Origin of the sequence: Duganella sp. LjRoot269 (assembly GCF_964254095.1) — a bacterium.
In the GTDB taxonomy this organism is placed as follows: domain Bacteria; phylum Pseudomonadota; class Gammaproteobacteria; order Burkholderiales; family Burkholderiaceae_D; genus Rugamonas; species Rugamonas hordei.
Genome location: NZ_CAXUSL020000001.1, coordinates 4,507,253 through 4,522,504 on the forward strand (window position 1 = coordinate 4,507,253; position 15,252 = coordinate 4,522,504).

General features: G+C 62.6%; 17 protein-coding genes. 8 read left to right on the forward strand and 9 right to left on the reverse strand.

Annotated elements, in window-relative coordinates:
• Together ACSQ3S_RS20155 and ACSQ3S_RS20160 are read left to right on the forward strand one after the other, a co-directional pair.
• A complete protein-coding gene (locus ACSQ3S_RS20155) occupies positions 1 to 1,110 on the forward strand; it encodes a hypothetical protein (RefSeq protein ID WP_436143552.1) in 1,110 nt (369 codons plus the stop codon).
• Between the two features lie 9 nt (positions 1,111 to 1,119).
• Positions 1,120 to 1,317 carry a hypothetical protein gene (locus tag ACSQ3S_RS20160; RefSeq protein WP_436143553.1) on the forward strand — a complete coding sequence of 66 codons (198 nt, stop codon included), beginning with the start codon at positions 1,120 to 1,122 and terminating at the stop codon, positions 1,315 to 1,317.
• Positions 1,318 to 1,363: 46 nt separating this feature from the next.
• Here ACSQ3S_RS20160 and ACSQ3S_RS20165 read toward each other — a convergent pair whose 3' ends face one another.
• Positions 1,364 to 2,014 (reverse strand): CoA transferase subunit B, encoded by a 651-nt coding sequence (locus tag ACSQ3S_RS20165; RefSeq protein WP_176651194.1) that lies wholly within the window; start codon positions 2,012 to 2,014, stop codon positions 1,364 to 1,366.
• Between the two features lie 17 nt (positions 2,015 to 2,031).
• Entirely contained in the window at positions 2,032 to 2,730 is a 699-nt protein-coding gene (locus tag ACSQ3S_RS20170; protein ID WP_176651195.1) for a CoA transferase subunit A, read from the reverse strand.
• A 127-nt stretch (positions 2,731 to 2,857) separates the two neighbouring features.
• Here ACSQ3S_RS20170 and ACSQ3S_RS20175 point away from each other — a divergent pair, with 127 nt between their 5' ends.
• Complete coding sequence (locus ACSQ3S_RS20175; RefSeq protein ID WP_176651196.1) at positions 2,858 to 3,418, forward strand: LuxR C-terminal-related transcriptional regulator; 561 nt, start codon at positions 2,858 to 2,860, stop codon at positions 3,416 to 3,418.
• Here the strand turns inward: ACSQ3S_RS20175 and ACSQ3S_RS20180 are convergent, their stop codons facing one another.
• Complete coding sequence (locus ACSQ3S_RS20180) at positions 3,419 to 4,195, reverse strand: SDR family oxidoreductase (RefSeq protein ID WP_176651197.1); 777 nt, start codon at positions 4,193 to 4,195, stop codon at positions 3,419 to 3,421.
• Between the two features lie 202 nt (positions 4,196 to 4,397).
• Between ACSQ3S_RS20180 and ACSQ3S_RS20185 the strand changes: the two genes are divergently transcribed.
• From ACSQ3S_RS20185 to ACSQ3S_RS20205, 5 genes are all read left to right on the forward strand, one after another.
• Positions 4,398 to 6,074 (forward strand): electron transfer flavoprotein-ubiquinone oxidoreductase, encoded by a 1,677-nt coding sequence (locus tag ACSQ3S_RS20185; RefSeq protein WP_436143554.1) that lies wholly within the window; start codon positions 4,398 to 4,400, stop codon positions 6,072 to 6,074.
• A 283-nt stretch (positions 6,075 to 6,357) separates the two neighbouring features.
• Positions 6,358 to 7,239 (forward strand): flagellin, encoded by an 882-nt coding sequence (locus tag ACSQ3S_RS20190; RefSeq protein ID WP_436143555.1) that lies wholly within the window; start codon positions 6,358 to 6,360, stop codon positions 7,237 to 7,239.
• A 99-nt stretch (positions 7,240 to 7,338) separates the two neighbouring features.
• Positions 7,339 to 8,286, forward strand: coding sequence for a hypothetical protein (locus ACSQ3S_RS20195; RefSeq protein WP_176651200.1), 948 nt, complete (start codon positions 7,339 to 7,341; stop codon positions 8,284 to 8,286).
• Between the two features lie 242 nt (positions 8,287 to 8,528).
• Positions 8,529 to 8,843, forward strand: a complete 315-nt coding sequence (locus ACSQ3S_RS20200; protein ID WP_353403268.1) for a transposase — start codon at positions 8,529 to 8,531, stop codon at positions 8,841 to 8,843.
• Positions 8,840 to 9,706, forward strand: coding sequence for an IS3 family transposase (locus tag ACSQ3S_RS20205; protein WP_413449690.1), 867 nt, complete (start codon positions 8,840 to 8,842; stop codon positions 9,704 to 9,706). Before ACSQ3S_RS20200 ends, ACSQ3S_RS20205 begins: the two co-directional genes overlap by 4 nt.
• A 107-nt stretch (positions 9,707 to 9,813) precedes the next feature.
• On the opposite strand, the gene ACSQ3S_RS20210 is transcribed toward ACSQ3S_RS20205, so the two are convergent.
• Genes ACSQ3S_RS20210 through ACSQ3S_RS20235 form a run of 6 tightly spaced genes read right to left on the reverse strand, consistent with a single transcriptional unit; the run spans position 9,814 to position 15,252 of the window.
• Positions 9,814 to 11,901 (reverse strand): flagellar biosynthesis protein FlhA, encoded by a 2,088-nt coding sequence (locus tag ACSQ3S_RS20210; protein WP_353403801.1) that lies wholly within the window; start codon positions 11,899 to 11,901, stop codon positions 9,814 to 9,816.
• Positions 11,898 to 13,037 carry an EscU/YscU/HrcU family type III secretion system export apparatus switch protein gene (locus ACSQ3S_RS20215; RefSeq protein WP_176651302.1) on the reverse strand — a complete coding sequence of 380 codons (1,140 nt, stop codon included), beginning with the start codon at positions 13,035 to 13,037 and terminating at the stop codon, positions 11,898 to 11,900. Before ACSQ3S_RS20215 ends, ACSQ3S_RS20210 begins: the two co-directional genes overlap by 4 nt.
• A complete protein-coding gene (locus ACSQ3S_RS20220; protein ID WP_176651303.1) occupies positions 13,030 to 13,812 on the reverse strand; it encodes a flagellar biosynthetic protein FliR in 783 nt (260 codons plus the stop codon). The genes ACSQ3S_RS20215 and ACSQ3S_RS20220 overlap by 8 nt, the downstream gene beginning before the upstream one ends.
• Before the next feature lie 10 nt (positions 13,813 to 13,822).
• Complete coding sequence (gene fliQ, locus ACSQ3S_RS20225; protein ID WP_176651304.1) at positions 13,823 to 14,095, reverse strand: flagellar biosynthesis protein FliQ; 273 nt, start codon at positions 14,093 to 14,095, stop codon at positions 13,823 to 13,825.
• 12 nt (positions 14,096 to 14,107) lie between these two features.
• On the reverse strand, positions 14,108 to 14,884 hold the full coding sequence (gene fliP, locus ACSQ3S_RS20230; protein ID WP_176651305.1) for a flagellar type III secretion system pore protein FliP: 777 nt from the start codon (positions 14,882 to 14,884) through the stop codon (positions 14,108 to 14,110).
• The gene (locus ACSQ3S_RS20235) at positions 14,881 to 15,252 is read right to left on the reverse strand and encodes a FliM/FliN family flagellar motor switch protein (RefSeq protein ID WP_218087782.1); all 372 of its coding nucleotides are present in this window, start codon (positions 15,250 to 15,252) and stop codon (positions 14,881 to 14,883) included. Before ACSQ3S_RS20235 ends, fliP begins: the two co-directional genes overlap by 4 nt.

Consider the following 15,252-nt stretch of genomic DNA (forward strand, 5'->3'; position numbering starts at 1 on the left):
ATGCAAAAAGCCCCATTTCAGTTAAGCGCATGGCAAAAAGCCCAAGTGACTCTGCTTTACCACTTTGCTTCGCTCGACTACCTCAAAGGACTGCAGCAACGGCTGCATGCGCTGATGGCGTTCATCGATCCAACCTTGGATTTGGCCAAGCTGCAGCAGCGCGATCCATTGCTGACCGATGCACGTTGGGGAACGCGCAACACGTCCGGAAACTGGGCCAACAATGGTTGGCCGTTCCTGGCCGATTTTGAGTTGTCGGTAGCCATCCACATCGCCAAGCGGGCGTTCGAGGTGTATTCGATTACCGGTGCAAACCAATGCGGTCGCGGTCTGGCCGAGATATCGCTGGACTGGATGACACCGGATGAGCAGAGCGACTTCGAGACCCGCTTTGAACAAATATCGCTGTATGCGATGAACATTGACGACACCATGGACCGTTCCGGCCAGACCACACGCTGGGATGATTTCAGCCTGGCGCTTCGGCGACATGAGTACCCGGAAGCCTTGGCGCATGCGCCGGCATTGCGCTTGCGCCCCGACGTCACGGGACAAACCGGCATGGTGCCCGTGCGTACAGGGGTGTATCTGCCGATCGACGATCCGCATGGCACTCCACAATTCTGCTGGACCGGCAGTCCCGCCGGCGAACTGCTGGAAAGCAGCACATTCAACGACCTGGGATTGGACGCACTGGCGGCAGTCGGTCGGGCCGATCTTTGGGTGAGCGACGACAGCATGCACACGTTTGTCCAAGCGCATCTGAACGATCCGCGCCTGAGCCGTGATCCGTTATTCAGTCGCAGCACCGCCAAACCCAAATTGGCACCCAGCCTGGTCGCGCGCAACGCCTTTACCAGCCGTCCATGCGGTTGGATTTATGTCGAGCAAATTCACGGTGAGCGCGAAGACTGGTCGGAAAACGGGGGAAGCGTAGAAATTGGAAATGGGCCGCGCGTTGAAGGTGGTGTGGCCTGCCCGCAATCCGGCTACTACTTCACTCCGGCAAAAGCAGATTCGCGCCGCTATTTTGCCAAGGGTGAAACGATGCCGCAGGTCGGTGGCGATTACGGCGCGACGATTTGGCAATGGGACCTCGGTCAAGAGTGATCATTCGTATTGAAGGAGGCTCGTCGTGAAGCTGATACCGCAGGAGATTTTTCTGCTGGAGCGCTACACCTCTGCCGTCCGAAAGCCATTGTCCTCGTCGGCGAACGAGCGCTGCTGGCGCCGGATACAGGGTTAAAATACGGCAATGAACCTATTTACGCCGAGCGCCCCTGCAAATGGATAATGGTTGAAAAAATCATCGCCTAAGAAAATGGCACGCCGCAGCGTGCCATAGGTCATCCGCGATCCGAACTTAAACGGCCGACAGATCCAGCTCCACGCCGGTGGCAGCCTTGATCTGGTCCTTGGTCACGCCGGGCGCCAGTTCGGTGACCTTCAGGCCGGCCGGGGTCACCTCCATCACGCCCAGGTCGGTGATGACCAGGTCCACCACGCCGACGCCGGTCAGCGGCAGGTCGCATTTCTTCAGCAGCTTGTGCGAGGTCGAGCCGTCCTTGGCGGTGGCCACGTGCTCCATCAGCACCACCACTTTCTTGACGCCGGCCACCAGGTCCATCGCGCCGCCCATGCCCTTGACCATTTTGCCCGGGATCATCCAGTTGGCCAGGTCGCCCTGCTCCGACACCTGCATCGCGCCCAGGATGGCCAGGTTGATCTTGCCGCCGCGGATCATGCCGAACGAGTCGGCCGAGCTGAAGTAGGCCGCGCCCGGCAGCGCCGTCACGGTCTGCTTGCCGGCGTTGATCAGGTCGGCGTCGATTTCATCTTCGGTCGGGAACGGGCCGATGCCCAGCAAGCCGTTTTCCGATTGCAGGAACACTTCCATGCCTTCCGGGACGTAGTTCGCCACCAGGGTCGGCAAGCCGATGCCGAGGTTGACGTAGTAACCGTCCTGCAATTCCTTTGCCGCGCGCGCGGCCATTTCGTCACGAGTCCATGCCATAGTAATCTCCGATGTTCTTAGTTGGCGCGCACGGTGCGCTGCTCGATGCGTTTTTCCGGCGTGGCGTTGACCACGATGCGGTGCACGAAGATGCTCGGCAGGTGCACGGCGTCCGGATCGATCTCGCCGATTTCCACCAGCTGTTCGACTTCGACGATGGTGATCTTGCCGGCCATCGCCGCGTTCGGGTTGAAGTTGCGCGCGGTCTTGCGGAACACCAGGTTGCCGGCCTTGTCGGCCTTCCACGCCTTGACCAGCGCCACGTCGGCCACCAGGCTGCGTTCCATCACGTATTGCTCGCCGTCGAATTCGCGGATTTCCTTGCCCTCGGCGACGATGGTGCCGACGCCGGTCTTGGTGAAGAAGGCGGGAATGCCGGCGCCGCCGGCGCGCAGCTTCTCGGCCAGGGTGCCCTGCGGCGTGAATTCAAGTTCCAGTTCGCCGGCCAGGTACTGGCGCGCGAACTCCTTGTTTTCGCCCACGTAGGAAGCGATCATCTTCTTGATCTGGCGGGTCTCCAGCAACTGGCCCAGGCCGAAGCCGTCGACGCCGGCGTTGTTGGAGATCGCGGTCAGGCCGGTCACGCCGGAGTCGCGCAGCGCGGCGATCAAGGCCTCGGGAATGCCGCACAGGCCGAAGCCGCCGACGGCAATGGTTTGCCCATTTTGTACGACACCGGCCAAGGCGGCTGTGGCGTCCGGATAGATTTTATTCATGGTGTCCCTTATCTTATGTTGCAATAGTCGTTGCTAACGTTGTTAAATGCGCTAGCTACGAGGCGTCTCAGCATAGAATACGCACATCAAAAGCACAATACCGTAGAACTACCTGCCGTTGGAACACATGAGCGCACAGCCTGTCATCGATTACCAATCCATTTTCCTGCACGCGCCGGTCGGCATGTGCATCTCGGAAAATCGCGTCATCCAGTCGAGCAACGAGGCCTTGGCCGCGATGTTCGGCTACACCCGCGCCCAGCTGGACGGCTTGTCGTTCCGCGTGCTGTACCCCACCATGGACGAGTTCCTGCGCACCGGCGACCGCATCATCCCCATCATGAACGCCAAGGGCCGCTATTCGGACGAACGCATCATGCGCCGCGCGAACGGCGAGCTGTTCTGGTGCCACGTCACCGGCCATTCGATGAAGGCCTCGGAACCGCTCGGCCCCGGCATCTGGACCTTCGAGGACGTCAGCGAAAAGCGTCCGGTGACGGCGGAACTGACGCCGCGCGAGCGGGAAATCGCCGCGCTGCTGGTCGAAGGCAAGACCAGCAAGACCATCGCCCGCCAGATCGACCTCAGCCCGCGCACGGTGGAAATGCACCGCGCCAAGCTGATGCGAAAATTCTCGGCCGCCACCTCGTCGGAACTGGTCCACAAGCTGGTCGGCCTGCATCTGTAACTACATGGCGGTCATGCCGTCGTCCGCGGAGATGATGGCGCCGTTGATGAAGTTGGAGTCTTCTCCGGCCAGCAGCAGCAGCAGGCCGTCCAGGTCTTCCGGCTTGCCCGGCCGCTTGCGCGGCAACATCTCGATCAGCTTCTGGCCCTGCTCGCTGGCGAAATAATCCTCGTTGATCTCGGTGGAGATATAGCCGGGGCAGATGGCGTTGGTGTTGATGCCGTACTTGCCCCACTCCACCGCCATGGCCTTGGTCATCTGCACCACGCCGGCCTTGCTCATGCAATACACGCCGATCTGCGGCAGCACGCGCAAGCCCGCCACCGAGGCGATGTTGATGATGCGGTGCTTCTTGGTCGGGTCGCCCTTGGCGCGCGCGATCATGCGCTTGGCGGTCTCCTGGGCCACGAAAAAGCCGCCGCGCAGGTTGGTGTCCATCACGAAGGAATAATCTTCCGGCGTCACGTCGACCAGCCGCTGCGTGGTCGACACGCCCGAGTTGTTGACCAGGATGTCGATCGGCCCGGCCTCGGTCTCGGCGTGGGCGATGGCGGACTTGATGCTGGCGTAGTCGGTCACGTCCAGGCTGACCACGTGGGCCGCCCCGCCGTCGGCCTCGATCTCCGCGCGCAGTTCCTTCAGCCGCTCGGTGCGGCGCGACGCCAGCACCACCTGGGCGCCAGCCTGGGCCAGCACTTTGGCAAACCGGGCTCCGAGACCGCTGGAGGCGCCGGTGATCAGCGCAATTTTTCCCTCAAAGTTGACTTCTATGCCCACGAGCTACTCCTAGTGTTGATATTAAGTGATGAATTCCCGACAGCGTGGCTGTCGAATCGTTATGATTACACAAATCGCCAGTATTAGATTGCAGTGTCTAATAATGTCCCTCAAAATGGCGCCCACATTGCATTCCGGACGAAAAAGAAGCACACTCGTGCTTAAATTTTCCCATCCTTGTTAAACACTATAAGAACAGACCATGACACAGCCACAAAATCTAGTAGAACAGTACGGCCCACGCGACGCGATGGAGTATGACGTCGTGATCGTCGGCGGCGGGCCTGCGGGCTTGTCGGCAGCGATCAAGATCAAGCAGCTGGCCGCTGAAAAAGGCCAGGAAGTGTCGGTCGTCGTGCTGGAAAAAGGCGGCGAACTGGGCGCGCACATCCTGTCCGGCGCCGTGATGGATCCTAAGGCGCTGACCGAGCTGATCCCCGACTGGAAGGAAAAAGGCGCGCCGCTCAACACCGAGGTGAGCGAAGACCGCGTGCTGTTCCTGACCGAAACCAAGTCCTACAAGACCCCGAACTTCATGCTGCCGGCCTGCTTCGAGAACCATGGCAACTATGTGATCTCGCTGGGCAACGTGGTGCGCTGGCTGGGCCAGCAGGCCGAGGCGCTGGGCGTGGAAATCTTCCCCGGCTTCGCCGCCGCCGAGATCCTGTACAACGACGACGGTTCGGTCAAGGGCGTCGCCACCGGCAACATGGGCGTCAAGCGCGACGGCGAAGCCGGTCCGGACTTCCAGCTGGGTATGGAATTGCACGGCAAATACACGCTGTTCGCCGAAGGCGCGCGCGGCCACCTGGGCAAGCAGCTGATGGCCAAGTACGACCTGAACAAGGGCAAGGACCCGCAATCGTACGGCATCGGCATCAAGGAACTGTGGGAAATCGACCCGGCCAAGCACCAGCCCGGCCTGGTGATCCACACCACCGGCTGGCCGCTGGACAGCAAGACCTACGGCGGCTCCTTCCTGTACCACCTGGAAAACAACCAGGTCATGGTGGGCTACGTGGTCGGCCTGAACTACGAGAATCCTTATCTGTCGCCGTACGAGGAATTCCAGCGCTACAAGACCCATCCGGCCATCAAATCGTTCTTCGAAGGCGGCAAGCGCATCTCCTACGGCGCCCGCGCGATCACCGCCGGCGGCCTGCAATCGTTGCCGAAGCTGGTCTTCCCGGGCGGCGCGCTGATCGGCTGCGACGCCGGCTTCCTCAACATGAGCCGCATCAAGGGCAGCCACGCCGCGATCAAGTCCGGCATGCTGGCCGCCGAGTCGGTGTTCGAGGCGCTGGACGCGGGCCGCCAGGGCGACGAGCTGGCCACCTACCCTGTCGCCTTCGAGAAATCGTGGCTGCACGAGGAGCTGCATGTGGCGCGCAACGTCAAGCCGTGGCTGAACAAGGGCCTGTACCTGGGTTCGCTGATGACCGGCATCGACCAGCTGGTCTTCCGCGGCAAGGCGCCATGGACGCTGCACCACAGCCACGCCGACCACGAATGCCTGAAGCCGGCCTCGCAGTTCGCGCCGATCAGCTATCCCAAGCCGGACGGCAAGCTGACCTTCGACCGCCTGTCGTCGGTGTTCATCTCCAACACCAACCACGCGGAAGACCAGCCGGTCCACCTGACGCTGAAGAACCCGAGCGTGCCGGTCGACGTCAACCTGGCCCAGTACGCCGGTCCGGAGGCGCGCTACTGCCCTGCCGGCGTGTACGAGTTCGTCAAGACCGACGACGGCGCCGACCGCCTGCAGATCAACGCGCAAAACTGCGTGCACTGCAAAACCTGCGATATCAAGGACCCGACCCAGAACATCGTCTGGATCACGCCGGAAGGCGGCGGCGGCCCTAACTATCCGAACATGTAGGTCAAAAAATCAACAAAAAAGCAACAACGTCGAAACAGCACGCCCGTCATGGACGTGCTGTTTTTTTATGCCAGGAAGGATTTGTTGCACCGGAATGGCAACCGGACCATAATCGACCGGGTGGAAAACGGCTAAAACAGTAGCTTAACCGGCTCTCTGTTACAAAATATTTTATAAATTTCCATAAAGCATTTAATGTCCTTCCAGATACGGTCGTCTTGTACTTGGGAGAGCACAAAAGATTCGTTGCTCCGAACTGAATCCACCTACCAGGAGTTATTTCATGCTGAGCCTTCACACTAATTCTGCGGCCTTATCCGCACAGAACTCGATCTCCCGCACCCAGATGGCGCTGTCGACTTCGCAGACCCGCCTGAGCACCGGCTTCCGTGTCAATTCGGCCATGGACGACGCTGCAGGCCTGCAAATCGCAACCCGTCTGAAATACCAGACCAGCGGCATGACCGTTGCGATGCGTAACACCCAGAACTCGATCTCGATGATGCAGACCGCCGAAGGCGCGCTGGACGAGACCACCAACATCCTGATCCGCATGAAGGATCTGGCGACCCAATCGGCTGACGGTTCCTCGACCGACTCCGACCGTACCGCGATGCAGTCCGAATTCGATGCGCTGGGCAAGGAATTGACCAACATCATCGGCAACACCGCATTCGGCGGCACCTCGCTGCTGGGCACCAAGGCCGACGCCAAGTTCAACGCCGCCGTCAGCTTCCAGATCGGTACCTCGTCGGGCGAAAAAATGAACGTCGACGTGACCGCCAACCTGACCGCGATGCAAACCGCGCTGACCAGCGCCACGGCCAACTTCGCCTCGACCGGTGTCGATCCAGCCGCCACCGGCGCTGAAATCGCCACCTCCGGCGCCGCCAACACCGCGATCGACACGCTGGCCACCGCCATCGACTCCGTCTCGACCGTCCGCTCGGCCCTGGGTGCTGTCTCGAACCGCCTGGACCACGTCTACAACAACCTGGCCAACGTTTCGACCAACACCAAAGCCGCACAAGGCCGTATCATGGATACCGACTTCGCTGCTGAATCGTCGAACATGACCTCCAGCCAGATGCTGCTGCAAGCTGGTACCGCCATGCTGAAGCAGTCGAACAGCACGTCGTCCCTGGTTATGTCCTTGCTGCAGTAATCGTAGCGCTTCCCGGTTCGCTCGCGGACCGGGACAACAAGGAGCCAACCGGATTTTCGGTTGGCTTTTTTTTAAGCCGTATTTTTGAGAGTCAGCCTGATGGCTTTGGACCGCATCGGACCTACTTCACGCCCCGTGGGCATCCCGGACCGGCAGCCGACGCAGCCAGGCCCGGTTGCGCGCGCGCCGGGCGAAGTGCCGGTCGATGCGGATTACCCGGTCGGCCCGGTGGCGCCGAACGGCCCGGGCGCGGTCGGCGTGCTGCTGGACGGCCCCGACGGCCTGCCGATGCCGCAGGCCGGACTGGAAGCGCTGGCCGCCGCGCTGGCCGACGTGCCGAACGCCGCCGACCCGGCCGCGATGCGGCCCAATCAAGTCTTTTTATCGCGCCAGCTGGTCTGGCAGCCGCCCGACACCGCGATGATGGCGGCCTCGTGGCAGGTGATGGTGCGCACCTACGGCGAGCAGCGCGCCGCGTGGCTGGAGCAGGCCAGCGGCCAGCACGTGCCGTCCAGCCTGTTCATGGCCGACCATACGCCGGCGGCGATGCAGGGCCGCCCCGGCCTGCCGCTGGTGACGGAAATGGAACCGTGGCGCTTCGCCGTCTACGCCTGGGGCGCCGAGCGGCTGGTGCTGAAAGTGATCGTCAAGGACGACGACGAGCCGGAGCGCGGCAACCGCCGCAAGCGCTCGCGGGTGGCCTTGCGGCTGGAACTGATGCTGCCGGGCGTGGGCCGGGTGGTGATCCAGATCGAACCGGCCAGCGGCAACGGCGTGGTGCTGGAAGTGGGCGCGGCGCAGACCTCGGCCATGCAGCACATGCGCGAGATGCTGCCGCAACTGGCGTCGACGGTGAGCCGGTCGGGCCTGACGATACTGCGCTGCCGGCTGCGGCGCGAACTGCCGCCGGCCACCGGCGAGCACTCCTACCCCACCCGCATGCACACGGCCGCGCTGACGCAGGCCATCTTCAAGGCGATGGCCGAGCTGGCCGTGCTGCTGTCGCAGCCGATGCCGCCCGACGACCTGTTCTCCGAAACCGCCTAATCCGGGGTCAGATCCTAATGCCGTTAAGTTAAGGCGATATCGCTCATCGTCATTCCCCCCACTGGGGGAAATGACTTCCCGCGAAAGCGGGAATCCATGCAGCGAGTCCGAGGCAAACTCAGTATGGGTTCCCGCTTTCGCGGGAACGACGCGCCTTAACTTAACGGCATTAGGGTCAGATTGAGGAACCCCGGGTTTCATGGACACTCTAACAGAGGTCAGCATGCCTCGGGAGGATAGCCATGGAGAACGAAACAGCCAGACTGCGCACAGTGTTCTCGGATGAGTTTAAGCGGCAGGCGGTCGTTAGGTTGCGGCAACGAGAGCAAACTGCGACCGACCTGGCACTGGAACTAGGTATTCGCCGTAACCTGCTCTACAAATGGGCCAGGAAATTTGATCAGCTGGTTCCGGATGAGAAATTCCGAATCCCGGGGCGTCCACGCTTGGACGAGGAGGATGAAGTGACGCAACTGCGGCGCCGGTTGGCTAAGGCCGAGGAAGAACTGGACATCCTAAAAAAGTTCGATGCGTACTTAACTCGCCTAGCGAAGTGAAGTACGCCTATATCGACCGCTACCGCCGCGAGTTTGCCGTCAAGTCATTGTGCCGGGCGCTAGACATCAGTCGTAGCCGTTATTACGCCTACAAGGCGGCGCCACAGAGCTTGCATAGCTTGGAAGATATGGCCTTGCGGCAGGAGATTGTTCGCGTGCACACGGAACACCGCTGGATTCCGGGTTCAGTCAAGACCTGGCGCCTGCTTAATGGGCAAGGCGTTCGTTGCGGCAAACACCGCATTGCCCGGTTGCGTAAGCTCGACGGGGTGAAATCCAACCGCAGCCGTCGTGCTCACTCCAAACAAGCCAAGGACCGCTCGCAGCCACCGGCCCCCAATCTGGTGCAGCGTCGCTTTCAGGTTGGGCTGCCGAACCAGGTCTGGGTTGGTGACATGACGATGATACGCACCAAAGAGGGATTCCTGCATCTGGCGGTAGTCTTAGATCTGTTTGCGCGTCGGGTAGTGGGCTGGTCGATGCATGATGCCCCGGTCGTCGCGTTGCCGACCGCAGCACTTCAGATGGCTATTGATCAAAGAAAACCTGCACCGGGCCTCATCTTCCACAGTGACCAAGGCAGCGCCTATGGATCGCACGACTATCGAGAGTTGATGGGGCGACATGGCTTGCAGGCCAGCATGAGCCGCAAAGGAAACTGTCACGACAATGCCGTGGCCGAGAGTTTCTTTTCAAGCTTGAAGAATGAACTGATACACGACCGGATCTTTCCGACTCGCGCTGAGGCGGCAGCGGTCGTCAACGACTACATTGCGGTGTACTACAATCAAATGCGTCTGCACCAAACCTTAAGGTACCAGACACCGGTAAAAGTCGAGGCACAATTCTGTGTGCCTATTTAACTGTCCGGGAAATCCGGGATACCTCAGATCCGACATTCGGACACGAGCTCTGCCGTAGCAGCCGCTACGGCAGAGCTCGTGTCCGAATGTCGGATCTGACCCCGGGTTTAGCCGACGGTGCCGATGATGCTGACTTCGCGGTTCTCCGGAATCTCGTTGTAGGACAGCACGTGCAGGCCGGGCGCGAACAGGCGCGCGTAGCGGGCCAGCAGCGGACGGATCTGCGGCAGCACCAGCAGCAGCGGCGGCGTCGCCTGCTGCTTCATCTGCTCGCGCGCCACCGGCATGTTGACCTGCAGCTGCGCCAGCAGGTGCGGGTCGATCGGATAGTTGTCCAGCACCACCTTGCCACTCTGGCGCGCCTGGTTCAACGAACCCAGCAGCATGTTCTCGAGGTCGCCGCCCAGGTTGAAGGCCTGCATCTCGGTCTTCTGCCCGAACAGGCCGGTGACGATCTGGCGCCGCAGCGCGCAGCGCACCTCGGCCGCCAGCAAGATCGGATCCTTGGTGGTCTCCGAGCTGTCGACCAGCGTGGTGGCGATCGGCACGATATCCTTCAGCGACACGTTCTCGGCCAGCAGCACGCGGAACACGCGCAGCATCTGCGTGTGCGTCAGCGCCTTGTCCAGCGAGCCGGCCAGCTTGGGCGACAGCGCCGTCAGCCGGTCCATCAGCGCCGACACGTCCTCGTGACGGAACAGCTCCGGCAGGTACTCGCGGATCAGCTTGGAGACGTGGGTGGCGATCGCGCTCGGCGCCTCCACCACCTGGTAGCCCAGCCCCAGCGCATTGGCCTTCTCGCTGGTCTCGATCCACGTCACCGGCATGCCGTAGGCCGGCTCGATGCCGGGGATGCCGTCGATCTGGCCGTAGATGTTGGGCGACGGGATCGCCATCAGGCGGTCGGCAAACACCTCCGCCTGCGCCACCACGCTGCCCGACAGCATCACCGAGTACTGCGACGGCTTCAAGCCCAGGTCGTCGCGCACGATGATGGGCGGCAGCAGCAGCCCCATCGCCTCGGACAGGCTCTGGCGCACGCCGCGCACACGCTTGGTCAGCGGCTCGCCGTGCGCCTTGTCGATCAGGCCGACCAGCTTGTAGCCCAGCGCCACCTGCAGCTGCTGCACCGCCGGCAGGCTGTGCCAGTCCAGCTCGGGCGCCCGCTCCTCGCGCAGCGCCGCCTCGATCGCGTCGAGATTGGTGGTGTCGGGCGCCTTGACCCGCTGCAGCAGCCGGTAGCCGACATAGGCCAGCACCAGCGCGAACGGACCGAACATCTGCCATGGCATGCCCGGCACCAGCGCCAGGATCATCATCATGCCGGCCGCGCTCAGCATCACCTGCGGCGACGCCAGCACCTGGCCGCCGACCTGCTGCTCGAAATCGCCGGAGTCGGAAATACGGGTCACCAGGATGGCGGCGGCGGCCGACAGCAGCAGCGCCGGGATCTGCGCCACCAGGCCGTCGCCGATGGTCAGCAGCGCATACTGGCGGAAGGCGTCGCCGAAGGACATGTCCTGCATCAGCGCGCCGATCGCCACGCCGCCGACCATGTTGATGATCAGGATCAGGATCGAAGCGACCGCGTCGCCGCGCACAAACTTGGAGGCGCCGTCCATGGCGCCGTAGAAGTCGGCCTCGGCCGCCACGTCCTGGCGGCGCGCCTGCGCCTTCTCTTGATTGATCAGGCCGGCGTTGAGGTCGGCGTCGATCGCCATCTGCTTGCCCGGCAAGGCGTCCAGCGTGAAGCGGGCCGACACTTCGGATATCCGCTCGGCGCCCTTGGTCACCACCATGAAGTTGATGATCATCAGGATCACGAACACGACGATACCGACCACGTAGTTGCCGCCGATGACGACCTTGCCGAAGGCCTCGATCACCTGGCCGGCCGCGGCCGTGCCTTCATGGCCGTGCAGCAGCACCACCCGGGTCGACGCCACGTTCAGCGTCAGCCGCATCATCGTGGTGGCCAGGATCACGGTCGGGAACACCGAGAAATCCAGCGGCCGGCGCGCCGACACCGAGACCAGGATCACGATCAGCGCCAGTACGATGTTGAACGTGAACATCACGTCCAGCAACACCGGCGGCAAAGGCAGGATGATCATCGCCAGGATCACCAGCAGGAATGCCGGCGTGGCGAACTTGTGGCGGCGCGCTTCCGCTACCAGCCTGTTCAGAAAATTCATGACTCCTTGACCTCGCTCATGGATGTGGGTACGACAACTTCTTTCGGATACGCCGGCTCGGCGCTACGCCGTCCGGTACGGAATGCCTTCAATTGCAGCACGTAGTTCAGCACCTGCGACACGGCCTGGTACAGCTGCACCGGGATCTGCTGGTTGACCTGGCTGGTGTTGTAGATGGCGCGCGCCAGCGGCGCCAGCGGCATCACCTCGACCTTGAACTCCACCGCCAGCTGGCGGATGTACAGCGCCATCTCGTCGACGCCCTTGGCGATCACATACGGCGCTTCGGCACGATCCTGGTCATACTTGAGGGCCACCGCGTAATGTTCCGGGTTGACGATGACCACGTCGGCCGTCGGCACCGTCTTGCGCGCGCTGCGCCGCGCCATCGCCCGCTGCAGCTGGCGGATGCGGTTCTTCACTTCCGGCCGGCCCTCGGTCGACTTGTGCTCTTCCTTCTGGTCCTGCTTGGACATGCGCTGGTTCTTGGCGAAGAAATACGCCTGCGCCGGCACGTCGATCAAGGCGAATATGATAAACACCGCGATCAGCGACATCAAGCCGTCAAGCATCAGGTTGGAGCCCGACATCATCGCCTGCCCCATCGGCATGTGCTGCAGCTGGGTGTAATCCTTCACGGTCGAGCGCGCCACATGGACCAGCACGGCGATCAGCACGCCGGCCTTGCCGACCGACACCAGGAACTCGAACGCGTGCTTGGCGCCGAACAGCCGCCCCAGGTTGGCGGCCGGGCTGAGCCGCTCCATCTTCGGCTCCCAGTGCTTGGTGCTGATGACCCAGCCGCCCGGCACCATCGCGCCCAGCACGATGAACAGCGGCACCACGAACAGCGGCAGCACCATCTTGATCAGCAGCCACATCGAGCTGCTGAACACGGTAGACATCGCGTTGTCGATGGCGCCGGTGGCGCCCAGCGGCGCGAAGCTCTGGTGGAAGATCTCGTGGAACTCGGCCATGTAGTCGGGCAGCAGGTAGACGAACAGCTTGAGGCTGACCAGGATGCCGATCGCCGTCGACAGGTCGCGCGAGCGCACCACCTGCCCTTCCTGGCGCGACTTCTTCAGCTTCTGCTGTGAAGCCTTTTCTGTCTTGTCGCCGGTCTCGCTGTCAGCCATGGGCGGCCGCCTGCATCTGCTGGCGTATCAGCTCCAGCACCATATTGGTCATGCGCACATAATGCTCGGGGATGAAGCGCACCACCTGCGCCAGCATCATCAGGCCGAAGATGGTGATCACCGAAAAGCCCAGCGCGAACAGGTTCAGGCTGGGCGCGACGCGGTTGAGGAAGCCAAAGCCCAGCTGCACCACCAGGGTCGAGAACACGATGGGGATGGCCAGCAGCATCGCGGCCGAGAAGATCCAGGCCACGTTGTAGGCGATCGCCTGCAGCAGCAGCGGGCTGTAGCCGTGGCCCAGCGGCCAGGCCTTGAAGCTCTGGCCGATGACGTTGGCGATCACCAGGTGGCCGTCGATGGCGAAGAACACGATGATCGACAGCACCGACAGCAGCGCCGACACCACGTCCGACGACTGGCCGTTCATCGGGTCGTTCATCACCGCCATCGAAAAGCCCATCTGCGACGACACCAGGAAGCCGAGCACGCCGATCACCGACATGGCGAAGTGGAACGCCAGCCCCAGCACGAAGCCGATCAGCGCCTGCTCGATCGAGGCCACCACGCCGTGCATGGAAAACGGATTGATCGGCGCGCCGGTGGTGGTCAGCGGCAGCATCAGCACCGCCAGCACCAGCGCGATCAGGATGCGCACCGTCACCGGCGTGACCGCCTCGCCCAGCACCGGGGCGCCGATGAACATCGCCAGGATGCGGCAGAACGGCCACCAGATCGCGGTGAGCAGCGGCAGCAACTGGGCCAGGATCGGTTCCATGAAAAGCCAGCTAGCCGACCAGCGTGGCCGCGCGGTTGAAAATGGAGACGCAGAAATCCATCAGGTAGGTCGCCATCCAGCGCCCCATCAGGATAATCGCCAGCAGGGTCACCAGCAGCCTCGGTAGAAAGCTCAGCGTCTGCTCGTTGATCTGCGTGGCGGCCTGCACCAGCGCCACCACCAGGCCGGTGATCAGGCCGGGCACGACCAGGATCACCACCAGCAGCATGACGATGTGCAGCGATTCGACCACCAGGTCGACGGCCACTTCGGGTGTCAGCATGCGCTACTCCTTTCAGTACGCCTGCACGCTGGTGACCAGCGTGTTGACGGTCAGGGTCCAGCCGTCCACCAGCACGAACAGCAGCAGCTTGAACGGCAGCGAGATGACCAGCGGCGACAGCATCATCATGCCCATCGCCATCAGCACCGACGAGACCACCAGGTCGATCACCAGGAAGGGAATGAACAGCATGCAGCCGATCTGGAACGCGGTCTTCAGCTCGGACAGCACGAACGCCGCCAGCTTGACGGTGAACGCGTGCTGCGACGGTTCGGTGATCTTGTCCTCGCCGGCCAGGTGGGCGATCTGCTGCAGCGCGGCCTTGCTGGTCTGCGCCAGCATGAAGCGCGACACCGGCTTCTCGGCGATCTGCAGCGCCACCTCGAGGCCGATCTTGTCCTGGTCGTAGGGCACGAAGGCTTCGGACCAGATCTGGTCGCCGATCGGGCGCATCACCAGCAAGGTCAGGATCAGCGCGACCCCGGTGATGATGCGGTTGGGCAGACCCTGCTGCAGGCCCAGGGCCTGGCGCAGCAGCGACAGCACGATGACGAAGCGGGTAAAGCTGGTCATCATCATGACCATCACCGGGAGCAAGCCCAGCAAGGTCATGATGATCAGGATCTGGGTCTTGACCGTCAGTTCGGTTTTGGCGCCGGGCACCACGTTGGCCAGCAGGTCGACCGCGTGGGCCGGCATACAGGCACAGGCCAGCATCATCAGCACTGCAGCGGCGCAGGCGCCCGGCAGCAGGCGCCGGCCCGGCGGCGCGTTCACACTCCAGGTCATGGAGTCATCATGTCGAGATTCAGGCCGTCCAGGTCGATCACTTTGAGGCCGTAATTTTCGCCCGCCACCACCACCTCGGCGCGGCCGATGGCGGTGCCGTTGACCTTGATGACCAGCGGTTCGCCGGCCAGCACGTCGAGCTCGACCACGCTGTCCGGGCCGATCGCCATCAGGTCCTGCAGCGAGATGCGCGCCGAGCCCACTTCCAAGGTCAGCGTCACCGGGATCTTGCGCATCATGGCCGGCAGGTCGCGCCGCGGCGGCGTGGCCGGCAGGTCGGTCAGCTCCGTGCTGACCTGGTCGATGATCATCTCTTCGGACAGGTCTTCCAGCAGGGCGTCGCTTGGGTTGGCTACGTTCATGTTCAT

Excerpts from the sequence above, each read along its gene's own strand:
- ACSQ3S_RS20155 (WP_436143552.1), top strand. The coding sequence starts at position 1 with ATGCAAAAAGCCCCATTTCAGTTAAGCGCATGGCAAAAAGCCCAAGTG.
- ACSQ3S_RS20165 (WP_176651194.1), bottom strand. The coding sequence starts at position 2,014 with ATGGCATGGACTCGTGACGAAATGGCCGCGCGCGCGGCAAAGGAATTG.
- ACSQ3S_RS20170 (WP_176651195.1), bottom strand. The coding sequence starts at position 2,730 with ATGAATAAAATCTATCCGGACGCCACAGCCGCCTTGGCCGGTGTCGTA.
- ACSQ3S_RS20175 (WP_176651196.1), top strand. The coding sequence starts at position 2,858 with ATGAGCGCACAGCCTGTCATCGATTACCAATCCATTTTCCTGCACGCG.
- ACSQ3S_RS20185 (WP_436143554.1), top strand. The coding sequence starts at position 4,398 with ATGACACAGCCACAAAATCTAGTAGAACAGTACGGCCCACGCGACGCG.
- ACSQ3S_RS20190 (WP_436143555.1), top strand. The coding sequence starts at position 6,358 with ATGCTGAGCCTTCACACTAATTCTGCGGCCTTATCCGCACAGAACTCG.
- ACSQ3S_RS20195 (WP_176651200.1), top strand. The coding sequence starts at position 7,339 with ATGGCTTTGGACCGCATCGGACCTACTTCACGCCCCGTGGGCATCCCG.
- ACSQ3S_RS20200 (WP_353403268.1), top strand. The coding sequence starts at position 8,529 with ATGGAGAACGAAACAGCCAGACTGCGCACAGTGTTCTCGGATGAGTTT.
- ACSQ3S_RS20210 (WP_353403801.1), bottom strand. The coding sequence starts at position 11,901 with ATGAATTTTCTGAACAGGCTGGTAGCGGAAGCGCGCCGCCACAAGTTC.
- ACSQ3S_RS20215 (WP_176651302.1), bottom strand. The coding sequence starts at position 13,037 with ATGGCTGACAGCGAGACCGGCGACAAGACAGAAAAGGCTTCACAGCAG.
- ACSQ3S_RS20220 (WP_176651303.1), bottom strand. The coding sequence starts at position 13,812 with ATGGAACCGATCCTGGCCCAGTTGCTGCCGCTGCTCACCGCGATCTGG.
- fliQ (WP_176651304.1), bottom strand. The coding sequence starts at position 14,095 with ATGCTGACACCCGAAGTGGCCGTCGACCTGGTGGTCGAATCGCTGCAC.
- fliP (WP_176651305.1), bottom strand. The coding sequence starts at position 14,884 with ATGACCTGGAGTGTGAACGCGCCGCCGGGCCGGCGCCTGCTGCCGGGC.
- ACSQ3S_RS20235 (WP_218087782.1), bottom strand. The coding sequence starts at position 15,252 with ATGAACATGAACGTAGCCAACCCAAGCGACGCCCTGCTGGAAGACCTG.